The organism is Planctomicrobium mucosum, from assembly GCF_051466335.1.
Taxonomy (GTDB): Bacteria; Planctomycetota; Planctomycetia; order Planctomycetales; family Planctomycetaceae; genus Planctomicrobium.
The window spans coordinates 4399310-4420351 of record NZ_CP195793.1; the positions used below are offsets into that span (position 1 = coordinate 4399310).

Annotated in this window: 16 protein-coding genes; 6 read left to right on the top strand and 10 right to left on the bottom strand. The window is 52.8% G+C overall.

What is annotated here, in order from left to right:
• Positions 1–301: 301 nt before the first annotated feature.
• From SH668x_RS17465 to csrA, 5 genes are all read right to left on the bottom strand, one after another.
• Positions 302–1423 (bottom strand): ABC transporter permease, encoded by a 1122-nt coding sequence (locus tag SH668x_RS17465; RefSeq protein WP_437186344.1) that lies wholly within the window; start codon positions 1421–1423, stop codon positions 302–304.
• A 5-nt stretch (positions 1424–1428) separates the two neighbouring features.
• Positions 1429–2415 carry an ABC transporter permease gene (locus SH668x_RS17470; protein ID WP_437186345.1) on the bottom strand — a complete coding sequence of 329 codons (987 nt, stop codon included), beginning with the start codon at positions 2413–2415 and terminating at the stop codon, positions 1429–1431.
• A 57-nt stretch (positions 2416–2472) separates the two neighbouring features.
• Positions 2473–4482, bottom strand: coding sequence for a peptide-binding protein (locus SH668x_RS17475; RefSeq protein WP_437186346.1), 2010 nt, complete (start codon positions 4480–4482; stop codon positions 2473–2475).
• A gap of 142 nt (positions 4483–4624) precedes the next feature.
• The gene (locus tag SH668x_RS17480) at positions 4625–5791 is read right to left on the bottom strand and encodes an MraY family glycosyltransferase (RefSeq protein ID WP_437186347.1); all 1167 of its coding nucleotides are present in this window, start codon (positions 5789–5791) and stop codon (positions 4625–4627) included.
• A 123-nt stretch (positions 5792–5914) separates the two neighbouring features.
• Positions 5915–6124 (bottom strand): carbon storage regulator CsrA, encoded by a 210-nt coding sequence (gene csrA, locus SH668x_RS17485; protein ID WP_437186348.1) that lies wholly within the window; start codon positions 6122–6124, stop codon positions 5915–5917.
• Between the two features lie 444 nt (positions 6125–6568).
• Between csrA and lhgO the strand changes: the two genes are divergently transcribed.
• Both lhgO and SH668x_RS17495 read left to right on the top strand, forming a co-directional pair.
• A complete protein-coding gene (gene lhgO / locus SH668x_RS17490; protein WP_437186349.1) occupies positions 6569–7771 on the top strand; it encodes an L-2-hydroxyglutarate oxidase in 1203 nt (400 codons plus the stop codon).
• Positions 7772–7899: 128 nt separating this feature from the next.
• Complete coding sequence (locus tag SH668x_RS17495; RefSeq protein WP_437186350.1) at positions 7900–8802, top strand: dihydroorotate dehydrogenase electron transfer subunit; 903 nt, start codon at positions 7900–7902, stop codon at positions 8800–8802.
• Positions 8803–8851: 49 nt separating this feature from the next.
• Here the strand turns inward: SH668x_RS17495 and SH668x_RS17500 are convergent, their stop codons facing one another.
• Positions 8852–9928 carry an alpha/beta hydrolase family protein gene (locus tag SH668x_RS17500; RefSeq protein WP_437186351.1) on the bottom strand — a complete coding sequence of 359 codons (1077 nt, stop codon included), beginning with the start codon at positions 9926–9928 and terminating at the stop codon, positions 8852–8854.
• A 265-nt stretch (positions 9929–10193) separates the two neighbouring features.
• Here SH668x_RS17500 and SH668x_RS17505 point away from each other — a divergent pair, with 265 nt between their 5' ends.
• From SH668x_RS17505 to SH668x_RS17515, 3 genes are all read left to right on the top strand, one after another.
• Positions 10194–11402: a lactonase family protein gene (locus tag SH668x_RS17505; protein ID WP_437186352.1), complete on the top strand. Its 1209-nt coding sequence runs from the start codon at positions 10194–10196 to the stop codon at positions 11400–11402.
• A gap of 168 nt (positions 11403–11570) precedes the next feature.
• Positions 11571–14690, top strand: coding sequence for a DUF1553 domain-containing protein (locus SH668x_RS17510; protein ID WP_437186353.1), 3120 nt, complete (start codon positions 11571–11573; stop codon positions 14688–14690).
• A gap of 65 nt (positions 14691–14755) precedes the next feature.
• The gene (locus tag SH668x_RS17515) at positions 14756–16225 is read left to right on the top strand and encodes a DUF1501 domain-containing protein (protein ID WP_437186354.1); all 1470 of its coding nucleotides are present in this window, start codon (positions 14756–14758) and stop codon (positions 16223–16225) included.
• 71 nt (positions 16226–16296) lie between these two features.
• On the opposite strand, the gene SH668x_RS17520 is transcribed toward SH668x_RS17515, so the two are convergent.
• From SH668x_RS17520 to SH668x_RS17535, 4 genes are all read right to left on the bottom strand, one after another.
• A complete protein-coding gene (locus SH668x_RS17520; protein WP_437186355.1) occupies positions 16297–16977 on the bottom strand; it encodes an ABC transporter ATP-binding protein in 681 nt (226 codons plus the stop codon).
• A gap of 13 nt (positions 16978–16990) precedes the next feature.
• Positions 16991–18205 carry a hypothetical protein gene (locus SH668x_RS17525; protein WP_437186356.1) on the bottom strand — a complete coding sequence of 405 codons (1215 nt, stop codon included), beginning with the start codon at positions 18203–18205 and terminating at the stop codon, positions 16991–16993.
• Entirely contained in the window at positions 18202–18711 is a 510-nt protein-coding gene (locus tag SH668x_RS17530; protein ID WP_437186357.1) for an anti-sigma factor family protein, read from the bottom strand. The genes SH668x_RS17525 and SH668x_RS17530 overlap by 4 nt, the downstream gene beginning before the upstream one ends.
• 112 nt (positions 18712–18823) lie before the next feature.
• A complete protein-coding gene (locus SH668x_RS17535) occupies positions 18824–19438 on the bottom strand; it encodes an RNA polymerase sigma factor (RefSeq protein ID WP_437186358.1) in 615 nt (204 codons plus the stop codon).
• A 271-nt stretch (positions 19439–19709) separates the two neighbouring features.
• Here SH668x_RS17535 and eboE point away from each other — a divergent pair, with 271 nt between their 5' ends.
• A complete protein-coding gene (eboE, locus tag SH668x_RS17540; RefSeq protein ID WP_437186359.1) occupies positions 19710–20879 on the top strand; it encodes a metabolite traffic protein EboE in 1170 nt (389 codons plus the stop codon).
• Positions 20880–21042: the final 163 nt, after the last annotated feature.

The window sequence follows — 21042 nt, forward strand, 5'->3', positions numbered from 1 at the left end:
GGAAGAATCTCCAAAAGCGGATTCTATTGCGAAAGGACTATTGTGACGAGGTGAACTCGGAACTGCAAAGCCTGAAGCCAATCACATCCACCAACTCAAATTTGAGTCAGCAAATCCCCGGCTTGAGGATTCGAAACCCTTGTCCGTGTTACAAATAGGGAGTTTGTGATTCTTATTTCACGACTCCTCGGATCTTTTCGGCAGAATTGCCCAACTTACCTTACTATTGCTCAGGGGATTCTCTGCCAGGAGCAGAATCCCGCTCTCCACAGGCTTCCTGAGGTGAAAGTTTGAAAACAGATTAACGCTTTCCACCTTCTCGTAATCGAGGATCAGTTGCTTCCTGAAGTCCTTCCCCAATCACATTATACGCCAAAACCGCTGAGAAAATCGCTGCTCCTGGGAAGACGATCAGCCACCACAGGGAGAAATTCGACCTTCCATCGGAAAGAAGTAGCCCCCAACTCGGGTTGGGCGGTGGTGCTCCAAATCCGAGAAAGCTGAGCCCGCTCTCCAACAAAATCGCGCTCGCGATTCCAAATGTAATTGGCACAAGGACAGGCGCCATGGAGTTCGGCAGAATATGTCGAAAAATGATGCGAAATTGACCTGCCCCCAGAACACGGGCTGCTGCTACGAAGTCAGATTCCCGTAATTTGAGAAATTCTCCTCGGGTGAGCCGAGCAATTCCCGTCCATCCAGTCGCCCCGATGATGGACATCAAGTGCCAGATGGTCGGTCGATCAATAATTGCCAGCAGCGTCAAAATCAGGACGAGAGTCGGAATGCACATGACCACTTCGATCACGCGACTAATCACCATATCCACCCATCCCCCAAAGTATCCGGCAAGTGCTCCCGCTGTGATTCCAATGAGAGAAGCGATCCCCATCGAGACAAAGCCGACCAGCAATGCGATCCGGGTTCCGTGCACCATTCTGGCGAAGACGTCAATCCCTTCAGCAGTCGTCCCGAACAGGTTGTTCCAACTCGGCTGACCAGCCTCGAGGGTCGGATTCCCCGGATGCCCCGGCCACTCGTTCTCTTTGATGCGGCGGAATGGATCCTGATACACCAAGGGCCAGATTGCCCAACTCTCAGGATCCTTTGTTTTGAGATTCTCGGGGTAGACCCGGCGAAAGCGATCCTTGGCGAAGATCGGGTTTTCCCATTCCGGTTTAAAATACCCCATTGCAGGAAAGTAAATCTTCCCCTTGTACTTGCAGACGATCGGCCGTGTCCCTGCAATCGCCGGTGAGAACACTGCGACGAGAACAAGAAACAGCACGTAATAAAGAGCCGCCATCGACAGCTTTTTCTTCCGGAATCTCCCCCAGGCTTCTTTCCAGAATCCTGGAGATTTCGGAAGCGTGGCAGGCACTCTCGCGGATGAGGATGTCGTCGTTTCTGGAACTGTTGTCATGATCTTTATCGAGTCTCCAGACGAACACGTGGATCGACAACGGCGTACAGCACGTCTGCCAGAAGTTGTCCAACAAGTGTCAGAACAGAGAACATCAACGTCAGCCCCATAATCGTGGGGTAATCGTGCTCACGGATCGACTGAAAAAACAACCCTCCCATTCCGGGCCAGGTGAAAATACGTTCGATGATGATGGCCCCGGAGAACAGCGCCGGTAACATCAATCCAATTTGCGTGACAAATGGAATCAACGTATTTCTGAACGCATGAACGAGTAGCACTCGAACAGGCCCCAGCCCTTTTGCCTTCGCTGTACGAATGAAATCCTGACGTGCCACTTCATTCATATTGGCTTTAATAAAGCGACTGTAATAAGCGAGCGAGCCATAGGTGTAACAGGTGATCGGAAGAAAAGCGTGCTGCAGGATGTCCCACGCTTTTCCCGCATTGGACATGCTGGCGTGATCGTCGCTGGTCATTCCGAACAGTGGCAGCAACTCGAGATGCACGCACAACCAAAGTTGTAAATACAACGCTGCCACATAACTTGGAAACGAATACAGCATATACAGCACAGTCGCAATAACTCGCTCATCGGTCTTGCCAGACCGTGCTGTTGAATAAAGCCCGATTGGAATCGACAGAACGTAGGTGAGTGCCAACGAGCTGAGTGAAAGGAGCAGCGTCGGAAAGATGCGTTCAGCGATCAAATCGATGACCGGTGACTTTCTCGAAAACGAAGTCCCCAGATCCCCCTTAGCAAGGTTGCCGATCCAGATTGCGTACGATTGATACCAAGGTTTATCCAACCCGTACGTTTTCAGAATGCGCTGTTTGTCCGCCTCACTGATCTGCTTACCGGGGTCCATCATCGCCATTTCCTGAGCGACAGGACTCCCCGGCATGCTACGGATCATTCCGTAAACGATGAATGTGATCATCACCAACGTGAGAAACGCCAGTGAGATTCTACGGACAAAGAATGCGACCATACGGGTGACGACTCATCTAGATACCACGGACGAACGGCTGAGGCGCTTCAAGTCAGTTTATTTTGATTTTGGAATCCAAACTGACATAAATCCCGGTGAGTAACCGAACGGATTTCGAGGACTAAACATATAGCCCCTCCAGTTCTTGCTGAATCCGTAAAATCCTTGCTGGTAAAACAACCAGGTGTACGGCTGATCTTTCCAGAGTTCAGCGGCGATCTCCGCATAGATCTTCGCACGTTCATCCCGATCAAAGGTGACTTCACCCTTTTCAAAGAGTTCATCCACTTTCGAATTCGAGTACTCGCCGTAATTTCTTCCGTTTTCGCGAATCGCGCGAGTCGTCCAGAGGTTTTTGTTAGTCGACGGGTCTGTGCCGGTTCCCCATCCACCGAACATCGCGTCGTACTGATGCTTCTGAGTCAGATCCTGCATCACCACGTATTCCACAGGCTTAATGTGACAGACAATTCCGATTTGATCGAGATTCGACTTCAGTAACTCACAGGCTTTCAGGCCTGTTTCAGAACCAGCAGCCACCACGACAGTGAATTCGAATTTCTGAACCTTCCCGTTGATCTTGCGGTCACGATATCCATCTCCATCGCTGTCTTCCCACCCCGCTGCATCAAGGAGATCTTCGGCCTTGTCGAGATTTTGTGTATAGGGAGTTGGAGTTGGTTTCGGAGCCATCCACGCAGTTGGATGAAAAATCCCCTGCCCTGGCTCATACAGCCCGTAGCAGATGTTCTGCAGGAATTCGTTGTGATCGAATGCGTAAGACATCGCTTCGCGGACACGTTGATCCTGAAAGAATGGAACTGACTTCGACATGTTCCAACCGAAGTAGAAGTAAGTCCATTCACGACCGTGTACTTTGACGTTCCGGTTGGTGAAGTCCGCCCCGCCTGTCTGAGTCATCCACTGCTCAGGACGAAGTCGTAATTCCTCGATTTCACCGCTCTTCAAAGCGAGTAAAGCAGTATTTGGATCCTCAATGATGCGAAAACGGATTTCCTTCAAATACGGCTTATCGCGAACCTGTTGTCCGTTGTGCATGAACCAGTCGTCGCGTCGTTCAAGGAGGATCTCTGACCCGCGAACCCGCTTGACCAGCTTGTAAGGACCGCCAACAACTGGATTCGACTCCATCGCGACGTTCGCGGCGCTCGTACGCAACGTTGGATCTTCAGCAATTGCCTTCTCATAGATGTGCTTTGGGAGAATCGGGAAGCTGATATTCTCAGAGTTTGTGGCCAACGACTTCTTATGGAAGAAGACCACAGTCCGATCATCGTATGCATGCACCCATTTCAGTTCGCTGGTCGAAGAACGCACCGCCCGAACAGGAACTTTTGGATTCATGATCGCCTGAAACGTGAATGCGATGTCATGAGCAGTGATTGGTGTACCGTCCGACCAAGTCAGATCGTCTCGCAACACGACTTTGTCGTACAGCTTGTCCTTACTCGAGTCCCAAGAGACGATCGCCTCCGCTGCTCCGAAGGGAATCAGGTTCCAATCGAACGAAAACAGTCCGAATCCGGTCAAGGAGTGATAGTCAAAGTCCACCACGGAACTCATCATCAACGGATTAGTCGATCCGAGTTCACCGGAAAAATGGCGACTTGCTCTCGCTTCGTAATCTACTTCTTCAGGTGAAGAGGGTGGCTGTCCAAGGGCACTGAGAATCTTGCGATTCATTTCTGGATTGGTATTCGAGGCCTTCAACGCCTCATCCAAGGACATCTCCGGTGGATTTTCTGCAAAGTGCTTTTTCAGCAACGCAGTCGCATCCAGAACCGGTTGAGCTTCCCAAGTCGTTGCCGAATTCAGTTCATCAAGCGACGGGGGAGTAAACGGTTCGAGCAGGACCTCCGTTTCGGCGGTCGATCCTTCAGTAGCGGCCGGCTTTTCCTTGCCTGCAGCCTCACCTGACGATTCCTGTTGATCCGGAGAAGAGTCTGTCGACGGTGCCGAAGAGCTGGGACACCCAGTGATGAAGAGCAATGACGCCGACAGGAAGCATGCGCTCAGGAAGCGGTTGAAGCTGCGATTTTGAGTCATCAGTGGTCCACTCTCCGAATCGAAACAAAGCAACAGTCACGAATTGCTCCGATTCTGCCAGACAGGACCAAATGCAGCAAGGTTTAACGCAAACGAACTCACCAATGTGGGAAACATCGGAGCGAGGCCTGAAATCCCTGCATTACGGTGCGTTCGAATTCTCGTCCACGCGATGGACGGGGATTTCACCAGACGAATTTCGGGCCAACATCGCCTGTTTTCTGCCAGCCGACTCCAGAATTGAGACAATCACGAGAAGCGAGATTTCGATCGCGATGACGAGCCAGGCGCCCGACCATGTCATCACGTGATAAAGCAGCAACGCCCCCAGACCTGTCGCCAGCGTCAGAAAATGGACGGTCAGAACCGCATTTCTGCGACTCAGCCCAAGATCCGTCAATCGGTGGGAGAAATGGTTTCGATCCGGCCGAAAGGGACTTTGCCCTTGCGATAGGCGGATCACAAGGACTGTGCAGAAGTCATAAAGAGGGATCGCCAAGATGAAAAGTGGGGACAGCAGAACGTGCGGAGCATCCTCTTCCTCGACGTAAAACGTCCCAAGAATCGTGAGCGTCGCCAGCATTAAACCAATAAACGTACTGCCAGCGTCACCCATGAAAATTTTGGCAGGAGTCCAATTGTGAAGCAAAAAACCAGCAATCGCTCCGGCGAGAATCAACAAGCACCCCCCGACCAGCCACCTCGGTTCAGTGGTCAACTGCAGCATGATCCAGGCAAAGAGGAGCGAGGCAATCAGACCGATCCCTGCAGCCAGTCCGTCCATATTATCCAGAAAGTTGATTGAGTTGATCAGCACAACAATCCAGATAACGGTGAGCACCATTCCAATCCACGGAGCGGAAATCATGACGGTTCCGCGAACGCCCGAGACGACGAGAGCAATGGCGAGCAAAAACTGGATAGAAAGGCGGATTTTCCAAGAGATGCTGTACCGATCGTCCAGCAACCCCATCACCATAAGAAGCGTCCCCGCTGCGATAATTGCCCAGAGTTGTTCGGCTCGATACAGCACGCCGGGAACATGTTGGCGGAGATTTGGAGGAAGGTAATCTTGCGCTGTCGGGGAAACCGTGAGAACCACCGCTGCAGCGAAAGCCAGCAACAAGGGGACAACGGTCCCCAGATAAATGGCAATCCCCCCTCCCAAAGGGGTCGGCTGAATGTGAACCTTGCGCGCAGCAGGATGGTCGACAAGTCCGAATTTCGGTGCCAGATAGCGCAGCAAGTACGTCATCGACCAACTGATTATGAAGGCTGGAACGAGACATGCACCGACAAACCAGATCATGCAGCACTCCTGAATCGCGGAATCTCTGCTGCAGGATAGTCGCGATCAGCAAATAAAAAAGCGTCACTGAATCAAGATTCAATGACGCTTTGAACAAATGACGCTACTTCACCATGCTGGTGATTAAGAGGACGCACTTGCTGGCTGGTCTCCTGGTTTGACAGGAGCACGTTCGCGTTGAATAGCTTCATAGACTTCCTGGCGATGAACCGGAATTTCGGTTGGGGCCTGAATCCCCAGGCGAACCTTATCACCCCGGATATCAACGATGGTGATCACAATGTTATCGCCGATCATGATACTTTCATCTCGGTGACGGGAAAGTACGAGCATCTTCCTGACTCCTCGTTGGGGACGGCCGTCGTTTCGACGGGCTCCGACCCACACTGCCATTTGTACGGTGGACTTCCACTTTCTTTCAGGGACTTTCACTCAATCCCCGCGACAACTATGAATTCGACAAACAACGCAATGCGGGAAGACAGGAAGATTAGAGGTTTTGGCAAAAGCAGCAAGGCATCGAAGAGTATACCAATTACAACGATCGCAACGGCAGCCATTCGAAGCCGCCTGTACAATGCACACCAGAAGCACGAAACGGACAAGGAACATTTCAATGAAATTAGTTGTAAAATGTTCTAAAACATTGAATTACATCAAATCCGGTTTGTCGGCATCGTGAATTTATCACCCACTAAAACGAGTCCATTCCGTTACTCCCGTTCCGAAAAATTTTCTTTGAAGTCCTCACACAGCGTTCCAATTGGAGTCCCTTTGATGCGTGAAATCGATGTCGCGATTATTGGAGGAGGGATTGTCGGGCTGGCTACCGCCTGGCAACTGACTCAACGAGCGCCGCAACTTTCAGTTGCTGTCATTGAAAAAGAGACTCACGTCGCTGCCCATCAGAGCGGCCATAACTCCGGAGTTCTCCATTCCGGAATCTACTACAAACCCGGTTCTCTTCGCGCGACCAACTGCCGACTGGGAAAACTGGAGATGCAACGTTTCTGTGAAGAACACGGCATCCCATTTCACCTCTGTGGAAAGGTGATTGTGGCGGTCGATAAGCAGGAACAACATCGGCTCCACAATATTCTAGACCGGGGGCTCGCAAACGGCATCAACTGCGAACTCATCGGCAAAGAACGTCTTCTGGAAATCGAACCATACACCTCTGGTGTTGCTGCGATTCATGTTCCTGAGGCGGGAATCGTTGATTACGTCAAAGTCTGCGAAAAACTTGCGGAATTGGGAGCAATGAAAGGTCACCAACTCTTGCTGGGGACCAAAGTGACCGGAATCACTCCGGAAAGTACAGGCGTCATGATCTCGACGACGCAGGGGGATCTTCGGGCTCGTTTCCTCGTCACTTGCGGCGGACTTTGGGAAGACCGTCTGATCAAACTATCTGGAGACAAGCCCGCTGCTCAGATTGTTCCATTTCGGGGGGAATATTTTACGCTGCGACCGGAAGCAGAACACTTGTGCCGCACTCTGATTTATCCAGTTCCGGATCCTGCATTCCCCTTTCTCGGGGTGCATTTCACTCGAATGATTCAAGGGGGAGTGGAGTGCGGCCCGAACGCTGTTCTCGCGTTTGCACGGGATGGCTACAGGAAGACCGATTTCTCCTTGAAGGATTTATTTGGAACCCTGGCCTATCGCGGGTTTCAACGAATGGCGATGAAATACTGGAAGACCGGACTCGCTGAGATATGGCGATCGTGGAGCAAGCGGGCTTTTGTGAACGCGTTGCAACGACTTGTTCCGGAAATTCAGGAAGAGCATCTCGTCGTTGCTCCGGCCGGCGTCCGAGCACAAGCACTCGGGGAAAATGGCTCGCTGCTCGACGATTTTCTTATTCAGCGACGAGGTCGACTCATCCATGTCGTCAACGCTCCTTCACCAGCCGCCACCGCCTCACTAAATATCGGAAAACTGATTGTTGATCAGTTTGAACCCGATGAACTCAAATGATCTGCAAAAGTTGATCTCTGAATGGAACACTCTTGCCGATCCGGAATCTGTTGCTTCGCAACTTGACGACGCCATCATTAAACTGACCACAGAAATCCAAAGCCGTCTGATAAGGTGGAATCGTACTCGTGATTCAATCAACTTCGAATGAGACTCTGTGCGGCATGATGCCACACGCCCGGCAATACACTGCTTCAGTCGTATCCGTCCGCGAGCTAGCCCATCATACGTACGCCGTCCGAATCGATTCCGCCGAACTGGCGAAGCTGATCATCCCCGGCCAGTTCTTCATGATCCGTCCTGCCAAAGGGACCGACCCGACTCTCGGCCGCCCTTTCGCACTCTACGACACCATTCTCAATGAACATGGCGAACCGATCGCCTTTGAATTCGCGTTCCACGTCGTCGGAAAAATGACATCACTCATGAGCCAGTGGGCAGCAGGAGTGCAGGTTCAACTCTGGGGACCACTTGGAAATGGTTTCCCGATGTTTCAAGGGAAGCACCTTCTCTGCGTCGGTGGAGGAATCGGATACACCCCGTTTTTGGCGGTCTCCCGCGAAGCTCTGGGACTGCGTTCCTACGGAGCCAATGCGACCCGCAAACATGCAGCGGAAGCTCCCCGAGTGTCATTCGTTTACGGGGTGCAGACGAAAGAAATGTGTGCGGATCTGTCAGACTTTGCAGATCTCACGAATCTCTCGACCTATCTCACCACAGATGATGGTTCAGAAGGTCGAAAGGGATTCGTTACTGAAGTCGTCAAAGAACTTCTCGCGAAATCCGGTGCAGATCGTCCCGACGGCGTTTACTGCTGTGGCCCTGAACCAATGATGCACGCTGTCGCTGCCGTCTGCCACGATGCGGGCGTGGATTGCTGGCTCTCTTTGGAAACACCGATGGCTTGTGGTTTCGGAGCCTGTTTCAGTTGCGTGACAAAGGTTCGGGATGACTCAAGTCCAGATGGCTGGGATTATCGCCGTACTTGTATCGAAGGACCAATTTTCCCTGCACAGGCATTGGTTCGATAACTGAATTGGTTCCGGGGCCATCATGGCCACGCAGACAGAAATCCTTGCTTCAAGGGGTCGCCGACTTCAGAAGCAAGGATTCCTCTTTTCTGTAGCGTTCCTGTTCGACAACCTGCTGAGTGACTCCTCGAATCTCCCCTGCCATCTTGTCAAGGATGTTGGGAAGCAAAATGATTCCGGCGTAGTGATTCACAGGCATCTGAATGTGGTGACCTTCAGGTAACTTCGCGCGAGAAGCGAGCAACCGGGCATTTTCAATCGGCACGACGGTGTCGAAGATTCCCGAATAAAGCCAGGTCTTTTTTGGGTTGAGTCGATGAATGATTCGGTTTGGCTCAACCCGATTGGCAATGGCTTTCATCTCATCCTCGGAAAGTTGAGCATCTAATAACGAGTCTCGAATCTTGGCAGCCTCGCGTTCTCCGTTTTTCAGAACGGTATACACATCGCCCCCGGAGAGAAGAAGAAAGACCGTCTGATAGGCGGAGTCTATTCCAGCGGCGAGCGACGCGACAAATCCACCGAGCGATGTCCCCTGAATCGCAATTTGGCTTGCATCGACAGGTTCGAGAGCCGCAACGACGTCGCGGGCCCGCCGGGCATCTTTGACTCCTTGCTGCATCCGTTCAATCAGTCGATCCGTTGATCGTGCCCCAGCAATACGGCGTTCACCATAACCGGGAAGTTGCAACAGAAACGCGTGAATTCCTCTCGAGCGGAACCCGGTTGCAATCAGGCGTCCCACTGCCATGTTGCTCCCGGATTCGTGAATCACGACGACAGCCGGTGCATGGAGAATCTCCCCTTGTAGATCCTTGACTTGATACCACTCCAGAGCAACGAGATCATTGATCGCATTTCCCATCGGCGCGGGACTGGGAAACCTGATGAGTGCATCTTCCCGATCGGCCTTCGCTGGGGGTGTGATCCGAACGTCGAAGCTGGCAGACTCCCAACCGAGCTCCGTCAGCAATGCCTGAGCGTCCTCATTCGGCTCATCTCCAATCAGTAATGAGTCGCTTACTGAATAGGTGCTCTCAAGCTGACTGGGTTCTGCAGCGAGGATCGGCGTGCAAATTGCAAATAAAATTAGGAACTCGAACCAACGAACTCTGCCATTTCCCATCGCAGCATCCCATCTCAAATCGATTGAAATCACTGCCTCACATCGAAGCCTCGACACCTGCAAGAATAGCTTAACTCATCCGATCGATACCTGGCGATCCCGCAAGCTTCTTTGCAATCGCCGGAGTCGATTTGGTAACATCAGGCCCCCGCTCAGACTACGCCCCCTTTCCTGTACCCTTTCCCGCACCTCCGAGGTTTCGATCACCCCTATGTTTACTGGAATGTCCCGCCGATCGTTTCTGACCCACTCCGCGATGATTGCCATGAGTGCGCAACTCTCTAAAGGGATTGCCTTGGCCGAAACCGCTTCTCAAGCGGGGAAATTATGGGCATACATCGGGACGTTCAGTTCACCACTTCGGGATGTTCTCCCGACGCAGGTCGATCTTCCTCCGGGAAACGGTCGGGGCATTCACATCTTTGAAGTGAATCGTTCGACTGGCGTCATGACTGAGGCAGGCACATTCGATCTGGGAACCAGCCCAAGTTGCCTTGAAGTCAACTCAGCTGGCACTCGACTCTATTCCGCGAATGAGACTGATCGCGTCGGCGAGAAGAAACACGGGTCTGTCAATTCCTACTCCATTAATCCAGTCGACGGAAGTTTAACGCTGCTGAACTCCGTTCCTTCCGGGGGAGCAGGACCGACATTCGTCAGCATGCACCCATCTGGGAAATTCCTCTTCGTTGCCAACTATTTTGGAGGGTCGATCGCTGCACTTCCAATTCTGGAAGATGGAACACTCGCGGCAGCAACCGACGTTCAGATTGATGAGGGCGAAATCGGCCCGACACGCGCAGTCCATGCCCCTCCCGGATCGTTTGCGATTAGTGGTCATGACCGTACTCATGCTCACATGATTCAATCGGACCCAAGTGGGAATTTCGTGCTGCACATCGATCTGGGACTCGACACGATTTTCGTGTGGAAATTCGATGTGAACACCGGGAAATTTTCACCTGCGCAGCATCACAAATTCCAACTGCCGCCGGGAGATGGGCCTCGACACTTCTCGTTCCACTCCAACCGGAAGTGGATGTATTCCATTCAGGAAGAAGGGTCGACGGTTGTCCTGTTCGACTGGAACACTGAGACGGGTGAATTGAAGGCGCGCCAGACGATCAGTACGCTCCCGGAAGGATTCGCCGGAAGTAATTTCTGCTCCGGCATCCATGTCTCACACGACGGAAAATTCGTCTACGCTGGAAACCGCCTGCACGATTGCATTGCGATTTTCAAAGTGGGCGAGGATGGCATTCTGACCTATCTCGAAGAAGTCTGGACCCGCGGAAGCTACCCGCGTAGCTTCACCTTCGACCCGACGGGGAAGTTCCTTTACTGCTGCAACCAACGTGGTGACCACGTTGCAGCCTTTCAGGTGAATCAGGAAACCGGAAGCCTCACCTTTTCCGGTCAGTACCTCCCCGTCGGAAATCCGTCTCATATCCTGTTTGTCGATCAGGCTCGATAATGCCAACGAGGGGGATGCGACTTTCCGATCTCCCGACAATCGCATAAGATAGATCCGATCATTTAATATTCGAATGCTGGATGATCCCTCCACCTGCTGCGCGATTCTATCGTTGGTTGAGTCGCGCAGCCTCGACCTGACAACATGTTTGCAGAGAGAGCCGTCCCGATGATCTCACGCCACCTGCTTGCCATCGCTGCGTTTTGCCTGGTTTCGTCTCTGCACGCCAACGCCGATGACACGATTGATTTCAATCAGCATGTTCGTCCGATTCTGTCTGCAAACTGCTTTGCCTGCCACGGGTTCGACGCAAAATCCAGACAGGCTGATCTGCGTTTGGATATCGCTGATGGAGCATACGCTGAGCGTAATGGAACCGTTGCAGTCAAACCGCATGACCTCGCGGCCAGCCTGATCTGGGAACGGATCAACTCGTCAGATCCTGAACAGGTCATGCCTCCAACCTCTTTTCATGCAGCACTCAGTGATGCCGATAAAGAAGTCATTCGCAAATGGATTGAACAAGGTGCGGCTTATCAAAAGCACTGGGCCTTCGAACCACCCGTCGCTGGTGAAGTCCCAGCGGTCCAGAACGAAGCGTGGGTGAAGAACGACATCGATCGGTTCATCCTCGCCAAGTTAGAAGAAAAGGGCCTCACTCCGCAGCCAGAAGCGGACCGCCCCACGCTAATCCGACGTGTCTCATTCGCATTGACTGGACTCCCCCCCGCTCCCGCGGAAGTTCGACGATTTCTTGATGACCAGTCTGCGGATGCCTACGAAAAAATGGTCGAGCGATATCTCTCATCTCCTCAGTACGGCGAAGAGATGGCTCGACATTGGCTGGATCTCGCGCGCTACGCTGACACGCACGGACTTCATCTCGACAACGAACGCGAGATGTGGGCCTATCGCGACTGGGTCATTGAAGCGTTCAACAGCAAAATGCCATTTGACCAGTTTACGATCGAGCAGCTTGCGGGAGATCTGCTCCCCAATCCGACGAAAGAGCAGCTCATCGCGACAGGTTTCAATCGCTGCAACGTCACCACGGCTGAAGGGGGGTCGATCGATGAAGAACTTCTGTTCCGTTATGCCGTCGATCGAGCGAGCACCACGGTTGAAAACTGGATGGGATTAACCGCAGGTTGTGCCGTGTGTCACGACCACAAGTTCGACCCAATCAGCGCAAAAGAGTTTTACTCTTTGTACGCATTCTTCTACAGCAATTCTGACCCTGCTATGGATGGCAACATTCGGAACACACATCCGTTTCTCTCCCTTTCAACTCCCGAGCAGGATCAGAAAATCGAAGAGTTGAGAGCAGCTCATCAGGCAGCAATCGACAAACATCGGGCATTCACAGCGACGATGGAATACCTCGACCCGCACACATCGACAGTCGGAACCGAGAGTGCTATTCCAGAAGCAGTCGAGGTCACCGAAGTTCTTCTTGATGACCTGCTTCCATTACACACAAGTGCTCGCACCAAGAAACGAGATCCTCTGACCTGGACCCATGCTTCGCAGATTCCATCCGCTTCAGGGCTTCGTTCTCTCTCTCAATTTGCTGGTGAAAACTACTACGACCACTTCGAGAATTTCGGTGTGCCAATTGTGATGCCGGAAAATGGAAAGATCTCCGTCTGGGTGCGCCCTGATGCCGATGCCCCGCCGAAATCGATCATGATTGAATTCGCAACATCGGAAGGAATTCGAGCTGCCATTTGGGGAAATCCACAGCTCCTTGGATCGGGAGAGGTCGGAAGTCCACAGCGTTTCCATGCCGGCCCGATTCCGACGCCCGGTGAATGGACCCAGCTTGAAGTGACCGCAGAACAGCTAAAATGGAATGCAGGAGTCGCGATCGATCGCTTCTCCCTCATGCAGGTAGAAGGAGCAATCCTCTGGGACCTCATCACTTTCTCTGGAGTTCGCCAGCCGCACGTTGATCCTCGAGCCTCGTTCCACGCATGGTGGTCCCAACGAAAGGACAAAGCGACCCCCGGGATTCCGGGAGAACTGACCGAAATCCTGAAAGCTGGTCCTGAACAAGAAGTGACCGCCGAACAGCGTGAGGCACTGCTGCGATACTTCCTGACTCACATCGCTCGGCCCATCACGACCGAACTCGCAGAACATCAATTGCAGCTTTCGCAGGCTGAAGCAGCACTCAAGACGCTGCAGGATCAGATCCCCGGAACTTTCATTTACAAAGAACTGGATACACCGCGGCAATCACACGTCATGACGCGCGGGCAGTACAATCAGCCCGGCGACGCTGTGTCTCCCAGTACCCCCGCAGTGCTCCCGGCGCTTCAAGTAGATGGACTAGCTAATCGTTTGGATCTGGCCAAGTGGTTGATGGCCGACAGCCATCCCCTCACCGCCCGTGTGGCAGTGAATCGTCATTGGCAGCAGTTCTTCGGAATTGGTCTCGTCGAGACAGCCTCCGACTTTGGTGCTCAGGGAGCCCCGCCGAGCCATCCCGAACTACTCGACTGGCTCGCAGTCTGGTACCGCACCAATAAGTGGAAGACGGACGGTCTCGTGCGCTTGATTGTGAACTCTGCGACCTTCCGACAACAGTCTGCGGTGAATTCACAAATGCTTGAAGTCGATCCAAAAAACCGCTTACTCGGTCGCGGAGCGAGACTCCGACTCGACGCCGAACAGATCCGCGACAATGCACTGCTGGTCTCAGGGCTGATCAACCTGCAACTCGGCGGACCCGGAGTGAAGTTTTATCAACCGGCGAATATCTGGGAGCCAGTAGGATACGAAGACAGCAACACGCGTTTCTACTTCCAGGATCACGGCGACAAACTCTATCGTCGCAGCGTGTACGCGTTCCTGAAACGAACGGCTCCTCCTCCGTTCCTTTCGAATTTCGATGCTCCAAACCGCGAGCAGGCCTGCCCTCGACGCGAACGTTCCAACACGCCTCTTCAGGCATTACAGCTTCTCAATGATATTCAGCATGTGGAAGCAGCAAGATCAATGGCTTCCCGCATTCTGAGAGAAGGAGGACCAGCCCCGCAGGAACGCTTGTCATTCGCTTGGAAACTGGTCCTCGTACGTGACATCGAGGTCTCGGAACTTCAAATTCTCGAGCAGGAACTGCAGGGAAATATCGAGCGGTTCAGCAACGACGAAGAAGCAGCCCAGAAGCTGATTGCAGTCGGAGAATCCCCTGTGCCGCAAGATCTCGATCCTAAAGAACTCGCTGCTTACACACTCATCAGCAACCTGATCCTCAATCTCGACGAGACCGTCAATCGCAATTAGCGAGGGCAGTTTTTCCATCGAGATCCTGACATCCACTCCTGTAATCGCTGCTGTCTGAGGGAATCATGAATCCATTCTTCGAATTTCAGAATGAGATGAATCGTCGCCAGTTCTTCGGAAGAACTGGCGTTCGACTCGGAGGGCTATCACTGGCAGCGATGGCGACATCGACGTCGATCGCCAAGGCGGAATCCAGCACATCCGCGGTCTTCCCGGCGCTACCGGGATTCCCGAACTTTGCTCCCAAAGCAAAATCGATTATCTACCTGCACATGAATGGCGGTCCCTCTCAGATCGATTTGCTGGATTACAAACCCCAGCTTCATGAGCACTTCGACAAAGACCTGCCGGATAGCGTTCGAAAAGGCCAGCGCATCACAACGATGACAAGCGGGCAAAGCAGGCTTCCAGTCGCTCCGTCAAAGTACAATTTTGCGCAACACGGAGAATGCGGACGATGGGTCAGTGAACTTCTCCCCCACACCGCGAAAGTTGTCGATGACATTGCGGTCGTGAAGTCCGTTCACACGAATGCGATTAACCACGATCCCGCGTGTACGTTCGTGATGACTGGGAGCGAAATCCCAGGCAAACCTTCGCTTGGCTCCTGGCTCAGCTATGGACTCGGAAGTGAAAGCAACGATCTTCCTTCGTTTGTTGTGTTCACTCCCCGGTGGACCTCGTCAGCGGGGGCACAGGCACTGTTCACCCGGATGTGGTCGAGCGGGTTTCTTCCCAGCAGCTATTCCGGAGTCGCGTTGCGGAGTGTCGGAGACCCTGTCCTCTACCTGCAAAACCCCGGTGGAGTCACTTCGAACGACCGACGTCGTATGCTCGATGCGCTGGGGCAACTCAACCGCCGCAACCTCGAACGTTACGGCGATCCAGAAACTGCCACGCGAATCGCTCAGTACGAAATGGCGTTCCGCATGCAAAGCAGCGTTCCGGAACTGACAGACCTGCATGGAGAATCCGAATCGACACTTGCACTCTACGGCCCTGAAGTGCTTCAACCCGGAACGTTCGCCTCCAGTGCTTTAATGGCGAGACGACTCGTAGAACGCGGAGTGCGGTGTGTGCAGATCCTACACCGAGGATGGGATCAGCACTTCAATCTTCCGAATGATATTTCAGCACAGTGCTCCGACACTGATCACGCTTGCGGCGGATTGATTCAAGACTTGAAACAACGTGGCCTGCTGGAATCGACACTCGTCGTCTGGGGTGGTGAATTCGGTCGCACAGTGTACTCACAGGGGACACTCACCAAAGACGTGTACGGACGAGACCACCATCCTCGTAACTTCACGATGTGGTTGGCGGGGGGCGGAATCAAAGGGGGAATCACTTACGGCGAAACCGATGATTTCAGCTACAACGTTGTTGAGAATCCGGTCAACGTCAACGACATCAATGCGACAATCCTGCATTGCATGGGGATCGACCATTCCCGCTTTACCTACAGATTCCAGGGGCTCGATCAGAAGCTCACTGGCGTCGAAAACGCACAAGTGGTGAATGAACTGCTCTCCTGAAGAACTAAAAAGAAAAGGCGGTCGAACTTGTGAGTCGACCGCCTTTTCTTTTTAACATGATTGAACTCGCATCAAACCAGTCTTCCATCCTGCAACTCGTAACGTTTGGGCATTCGCTGCGCGAGTTCCTGACTGTGAGTCACGCAAACAAGAATTGCCTGCTGCTCTTGTGCAATTTCGAGGAGCAACGCCCCGACGGCATCTGCGGATTTCCGGTCGAGATTGCCAGTCGGCTCGTCAGCCAGAAGTAGAGCTGGCTGATTAATTAATGCCCGGCACACAGCGGCCCGTTGACGTTCGCCCCCCGAAAGTTGCGATGGGACGTGATCCATTCGGTGAGCCAAGCCAACCCGTTCGAGAAGATTTTTGGCCCGTTGCTCCTGTTCCGCTCCGATGCCTCCAGTGGCCAAGGCAGGCAAGACCACATTCTCCAGAACGGTACACTGCGGGAGGAGATGGTGATCCTGAAAGACGAATCCAATTTGCTCGCTTCTGAAATGTGCCTGCTTCACTGCATTCAGTATCAGAGGATTTTGCCCGTTGATTTCGACCGAACCACTCGTCAACGTGTCGAGTAGGCCAATGATGTAAAGCAACGTGCTTTTTCCAGAACCACTGGGCCCTGTGATTGCGACTGCGTCTCCAGATTTCAGCTCCAGATTCACTGCCGTCAGAATAGAAAGGTCCCCGCTCACGGTTGAAAACGACTTTGCAACATCTTTCACAAGCAGAGAATGTGACACAGGATTCATGAGTCCAATGATCTTATAAGTCAGATGATTCAGAAGATGGAGTTCTCGCTGGCGGAATTCCAAACGAGCCAGGTGCGTCCGGTGGAGGAGTTCTCGAAGGACGCCCACCCCGTCCATCGCCCGGGCTAAACGGAGGCCGGTCACCCGGTCCACCCTCTGGGCGCCATCGATTTCCCGAACCTCTTCTGAACGCGTTCGCCCCGAAAAAGATCTCGATGATCTCTTCTGCAGAGGGGAGCGAGTTTACTCCGTTTTTGTCGAAATAAATGGCCTGCAGGTCAGTCAGAAAGTCTGAGGAATCAAGTGCAAGAAGTTCGAACTGCTGATCTCCAGGAAGTTCATCCAGAAACTTCTGCAGCTTCGCGGTCTCAGGGCGTTTCATCGCAGCCCGGCGCTGATGATGAAGATCAGTGAACAATGACTGCGAAACAAGAAGCACCAAACGGTGTTCCGGCGGCCCCGGGAATGCAGGCGCTCCTTCCACAGGCGGAAGGCCATCGGAAATGAACTTTCGCAGGCGCTCATCTGAAATCGTGTTCTGAACCTCCCGAGCAACCTGCTGGAATTCAACAGGAGGAGCTTCCATCAGTGGCTTGGGAGTCAGCCCGTTCCCGTTCGCTTTCAGGATTTTTAACAGTCGAACGTATTTCGAAAGCCCATGCAGCTGATCCAGCTCTGCTCGCATCTCAGCGGTCAGTCGCGGATCGGCAGCCTGCTGAACGGCCTGCATCACCGCTGCCAACGACGTAGCGTCCAGACTGGGCGGAGGTTCCCATTGCGCTCGATCTCCACCCGGACCCGCAAACCTCATATTCCTGCGGGCCACCCGTTCCGGCTGCCCTTTCAGGATCTCGGTCATCAAAGCAATCCGTTCCTTCGGATCGCGCGTCTTATCGAGCTGCTCACGCTGATAGGGGTTGATCGTGTTCAACCAGGCATCGTAACTTTCCATCGCGTGGATGAGTTCTTGCGACGGGGTCTGACGGTCCTTTTCCAACGCTGCATGAATGTTTTGAAAATTACTTCGCTCATCTGCCGTCGCATTGCGGTAGAATGTTTCGTTCCGTTTCAGACGCGATAGTTGCGACTCGGAAAGTTTGGAAACCCGAAACGCGTTCTCTTCTCGAGTTTCACGTAGCTGCTGATTCCCCTGAACAAGGAACGGGGTGACGCCGACGGCAAACGCAAAACACGCCAGAACACTTAAAAGCCAGTATTTGCGGGTCATGGTGTGCTCGCTCCTCTGATTTGCTCAAGAAGCTGCCGTTGTGCCGCTAATTCGTTCAGAAACTCGACGCTGTGAACTTTCTGATAGGAGTCAAGATTCTGAATCAGCGGATATTGGTCGAGCAACAAATCATCCGAACGGGCAAAGATCTGGTTCGTCAGCAGGAATCCAACAGATGAGCTGATCAGAAATGCCAGTGTGATTCCCAGCAGAATTCCCGCTGTCCGCACCGTCCCGAACCACTTGTGTTCCGAGATCGGTTTGCGAACCGACTCCTGCTTCACGGTCGACATCGTTCGTTCAGTGAACTCTGTTCCACCTTTGGGCTTAGGAAGCAGATCCAGCAGATCGTAGGTTCTCGCCAAAATCTCAACGTCGTTCCTCGCGACCGAACTACTCGTCAAAATGGACTCGATTCGGCGCGTAGAATTCTCGTCCAACTCACCGTCCAGATAGGCGGTGAGATTATCACGATCTTCTGCTGTCAGTCTGGAAAGTTTATCCATGACAATCGCCAAAACGGACGGTCGGTTTGTTCGTAAACACTGAAACCAATCGCCCCCTCAACACAGTCCTCAACGAAGATTCGGACGCTGAACCGTTCGTGTTTCTAATCAGTTATGTGATGTATTTTTCGAGAACTACCCGCAAATTCTCACGAGCCCGGGATAGTAACGACTTCACAGCTTGCGGACTCATGTCCATCACAGCTCCGATGTCCGCATAGCTCATCTCTTCAAACTTATGAAGCAGTACAGCCATCCGCTGACGCTCATTCAATGTCTCGAGTGCTTCCATGACACACGCTCGCATTTCATCCGCATCGAACTGCCGGGCAGGCATGAGTGCAGATTTGTCTGGCACGAGCACTTCCCCAACAGCGACTGGCTGCGAACCGGAATTTGAAGCACTGAACTGCACTTCCTTCTTGCGGCCCTTTGTACGGCGCGAATTACTCGCCAGATTACTTGCGATCTGAAAGAGCCAGGTCGAAAACTTGGCCGTGGCCTCGTAACCTTGTCGGGAACGATAAATCCTCAGGAACACTTCCTGAGCCAGGTCTTCCGCCAGAGCGGAATCTCCGAACATACTTGAAAAAACGCCGATTAAGCGATCTTGATACTTCGAGACTAACTGACCAAAAGCAACATCATCCCCTTCCCTGACCCGCAGCATAAGCTGCACATCGGGATCGCGCAAATATGTTGTTGAACCAGCGCTGGTCGTGGACACTATGCTCAATATCTTGAAGTTACGGAGCAGATCCTTGCTCAACTCTTGAAACCCACTACTTGCCCGCAGGTTTCGGCGGAATTTCGATATTCATACAATAGCCGAACTACCAACGTCGAAGCAAATGGCGTTTTCCGTCCAGACAATTGACACGAACCGGGCGATCCCCCTGACTCACAACGTCAAGCTGCAGAAAGATTCTCACTTCGCTATTTTAGACCGAGAAACCAATCGCAAATCGCCCTCGACGCAACGCCAAGTAGATCTCGCCATGTCACTCAGCACTCTTCCGCTCAGCTATTGCACGAACGTTCACCCGGGATTGTCGGTTGACGATGTAATCCTCGGGCTGAAAACGCACACGTTCTCGGCTCGGAAGAAGCTCGGATGGAAAATCGGTGCTGGACTCTGGCTCGCAGCGCCTGTCATCGATGAAATCCAACGCGATCCCGCCGGAATTCAACGACTCCGTGACACTCTGGCCGAGGGGGATCTCACCTGTTTCACGCTGAATACATTCCCGTATGGAAACTTTCACAGCGCACGGGTGAAAGAAAACGTCTACCTCCCCGATTGGACGACTGCTGAAAGGCGTGATTATACCGTTGCCTGCGCGAAGGTGCTCACAGAACTGATGCCCGTAGGTGTCGAAGGAAGCCTGTCCACTGTTCCACTCGGGTTCAAGCCGTTTCAACATCCTGCTGGATTTTCAGCCGCGTGTATTGATCAGCTTCTTGCCGTCGCAGAAGCGTTCGACCAGATTCATGACGAAACCGGACAAGTTGTCAGATTGGCAATCGAACCCGAACCGTATTGTGAATTAGAAACAACCGCAGAGGCAGTCGAATTCTTCCGGCACCTCTACTCGATTGCGGAAGATCGGCACCAGCTTGAAATCGCCCAACGACACCTCGGGATTTGCTACGATGTGTGCCATCAAGCTGTTGAATACGAAGACCAATCGACCTCGATCAGCCAGATCGCTTCTGCAGGAATACGCATCAACAAGGTCCACCTCACGTGCGCCATTCATGTCGATCGCCCAGCGGACAATATCGAAGCCCGAACACAACTCGCCAACTTTGTCGAGCAGCGTTACCTGCACCAAACGTTTGCACGTAGCCAAACTGGGGCAATCACGCACATTTCGGACCTGACCACAGAAATCTGCTCGCAACCGACCGGGGAATTCGCACTCGCTGAATCGTGGCGAGTTCACTTTCATGTCCCGGTCCATCAAGAAGAATTCGGCAAACTCTCCACAACTCGCAGCGACCTGAAAGAGGCGATCGCAGCTGTTGCGAAACTTGAGTACGCCCCACACCTCGAAGTGGAAACCTACACTTGGGGGGTCCTTCCAGAGCACTCTTACGAAACATTGGCAGACGGAATCGCCAACGAACTCCAGGCGACTCAAGACTTGCTCAGTGCCCAAAAGTAACGGCCGCCTGGATAATTGGCCGAGGCTGAAAAATCGACCGTGAACCGTAACGCCGCCTCGACGGCCTTCATCCCTACGACACCAGCATGGAACGTGCGCGAAGAAAACAGCCTACGTTTCCGTCTGTTACACCGCAGTGGGCATAAAAAAACGGTTGGATGAC

Coding starts and splice junctions, on each gene's coding strand:
- SH668x_RS17530 (WP_437186357.1), bottom strand. CDS start 18,711: ATGGATAAACTTTCCAGACTGACAGCAGAAGATCGTGATAATCTCACC.
- SH668x_RS17475 (WP_437186346.1), bottom strand. CDS start 4,482: ATGACTCAAAATCGCAGCTTCAACCGCTTCCTGAGCGCATGCTTCCTG.
- eboE (WP_437186359.1), top strand. CDS start 19,710: ATGTCACTCAGCACTCTTCCGCTCAGCTATTGCACGAACGTTCACCCG.
- SH668x_RS17480 (WP_437186347.1), bottom strand. CDS start 5,791: ATGATCTGGTTTGTCGGTGCATGTCTCGTTCCAGCCTTCATAATCAGT.
- SH668x_RS17465 (WP_437186344.1), bottom strand. CDS start 1,423: ATGACAACAGTTCCAGAAACGACGACATCCTCATCCGCGAGAGTGCCT.
- lhgO (WP_437186349.1), top strand. CDS start 6,569: ATGCGTGAAATCGATGTCGCGATTATTGGAGGAGGGATTGTCGGGCTG.
- csrA (WP_437186348.1), bottom strand. CDS start 6,124: ATGCTCGTACTTTCCCGTCACCGAGATGAAAGTATCATGATCGGCGAT.
- SH668x_RS17510 (WP_437186353.1), top strand. CDS start 11,571: ATGATCTCACGCCACCTGCTTGCCATCGCTGCGTTTTGCCTGGTTTCG.
- SH668x_RS17515 (WP_437186354.1), top strand. CDS start 14,756: ATGAATCCATTCTTCGAATTTCAGAATGAGATGAATCGTCGCCAGTTC.
- SH668x_RS17525 (WP_437186356.1), bottom strand. CDS start 18,205: ATGACCCGCAAATACTGGCTTTTAAGTGTTCTGGCGTGTTTTGCGTTT.
- SH668x_RS17500 (WP_437186351.1), bottom strand. CDS start 9,928: ATGGGAAATGGCAGAGTTCGTTGGTTCGAGTTCCTAATTTTATTTGCA.
- SH668x_RS17470 (WP_437186345.1), bottom strand. CDS start 2,415: ATGGTCGCATTCTTTGTCCGTAGAATCTCACTGGCGTTTCTCACGTTG.
- SH668x_RS17505 (WP_437186352.1), top strand. CDS start 10,194: ATGAGTGCGCAACTCTCTAAAGGGATTGCCTTGGCCGAAACCGCTTCT.
- SH668x_RS17520 (WP_437186355.1), bottom strand. CDS start 16,977: ATGAATCCTGTGTCACATTCTCTGCTTGTGAAAGATGTTGCAAAGTCG.